The sequence below is a fragment of the Streptomyces sp. YS-3 genome (assembly GCF_045257485.1).
Classification (GTDB): domain Bacteria; phylum Actinomycetota; class Actinomycetes; order Streptomycetales; family Streptomycetaceae; genus Streptomyces.
In genome coordinates this window covers 1-1491 of record NZ_JBJHPC010000976.1, presented here as the reverse complement: position 1 = coordinate 1491, position 1491 = coordinate 1, and the positions used below count along the sequence as shown (strand labels likewise).

2 protein-coding genes are annotated in these 1491 nt (G+C 74.4%); one reads left to right on the top strand and one right to left on the bottom strand.

The features are described 5' to 3' along the window. On the top strand, positions 1–223 hold a 223-nt coding region (locus ACJA3G_RS36830), incomplete at its 5' end, for a sterol carrier protein domain-containing protein (protein ID WP_406557365.1). Between the two features lie 15 nt (positions 224–238). Here the strand turns inward: ACJA3G_RS36830 and ACJA3G_RS36825 are convergent. Then, positions 239–1471, bottom strand: coding sequence for a GNAT family N-acetyltransferase (locus tag ACJA3G_RS36825; protein WP_406557366.1), 1233 nt, complete (start codon positions 1469–1471; stop codon positions 239–241). Between the last annotated feature and the right edge of the window lie 20 nt (positions 1472–1491).

The window sequence follows — 1491 nt, the reverse complement described above, 5'->3', positions numbered from 1 at the left end:
TACGTACGCGACGGCGGGCACCCTGGTCCTGGAGGTCACGGACGCGTCCGGCCTGGCCTCGGGCCGCTACCGCCTGGACGCCGACGCCTCCGGCGCGTCCTGCACCCGCACGACGTCGTCCCCGGATCTGACCCTGGACGTACGGGAGCTGGGGGCGCTGTACCTGGGAGACGAGTCGGCGGTACGACTGGCCGCGCTCATCCCGCAGAAGACCGACACGTGACCCCGCCCGCCGCTCTCAGAACATGTCCGGGCACCAAGCCCGCCGCCCCGTCCGCAAGAGGGCGTCCGCCCGTGCCGCTGCCCCCGCCGTCTCCTCGGCGGCCCGGCCCAGCGCGGCCAGTCGTACCGCCGACTCGTCTCCCAGGTACAGCGCCCCCAGCTCCCGTACGTCCAGGGTCAGATCCGGGGACGACGTCGTGCGGGTGCAGGACGCGCCGGAGGCGTCGGCGTCCAGGCGGTAGCGGCCCGAGGCCAGGCCGGACGCGTCCGTGACCTCCAGGACCAGGGTGCCCGCCGTCGCGTACGTACGCGCCTCCAGGGCCCGTACGACATCCAGCACCCGCAGCCACAGGAAGTCCGCGTGCGTCACCATCCGGGCCGCGCGCGGGTCCGGCAGGAGCAGGGGGAGCAGGTCGTCGGGGGCGCGGTAGCCGGTGCGGACCCTGGCTATCCAGTCGATGGAGCAGACGAAGTGCCACAGGGCGCGCTCGGCGGCCGGGTTCAGACCGAGCAGCTGGCGTACCGTCGCGGTGTTCAGCGGCTGCTTGGCGTCGGTCCACGTCTCGTCCGCGTGGTAGGCGGCCAGGCCCTCCACCTCGCCCGCCGGCGAGCGGTAGACCGCCCAGAACGGCTCGGTCCAGGGGTGGTCGTCGCGGATGGCCGCGCCCGTGTGCAGATCCCACCAGCGCGTGTCGCGGGTCACCGCGCCGGGCTGCCGGGGCCGGAAGCGCTCGAAGAGCTCGGGGCCCAGCTTGCGGACCTCCTCGGAGGCGACCAGGTCGATACGGCCGCCGTCCTCGGGGCCCGACCAGCGCGGGTCCAGGCCCGCCCGGCCCGTGTCGATCTCCCACTCGGCGGTCCAGGTGGCGGGGCCGTAGCCGTACCGGCCGTAGATCGGGTACTCGGCGGCGATCAGCGACGAGACGACGTCGCCGCGCTCCTTCGCCGCCGCCAGGTCGTGTCCCATCATCCGGCTGAGCAGGCCGCGCCGGCGGTGGGTCGGGGCGACGACGACGTTGGTGACGGCGCTCGCCGGGACGGCCGCGCCGCCCACCACGGTCAGCTCCTGCGCGAACGAGCGGAAGGTCGCCACACAGCGGCCCCGGTCGAAGACGCCCTGCGTACGCGAGAGATCGCTGTTGGCCAGCCGGGCCGCCCGGTCGTTCTCGCTCACCACCGGCGGCCGGAGGAAACCGGTGTTCACCGCCCGCAGCCAGTCGGCGAACTCGGCTTCGGCGACCGGGCGCAGTTCGAGGGAGGGGTCGAGGG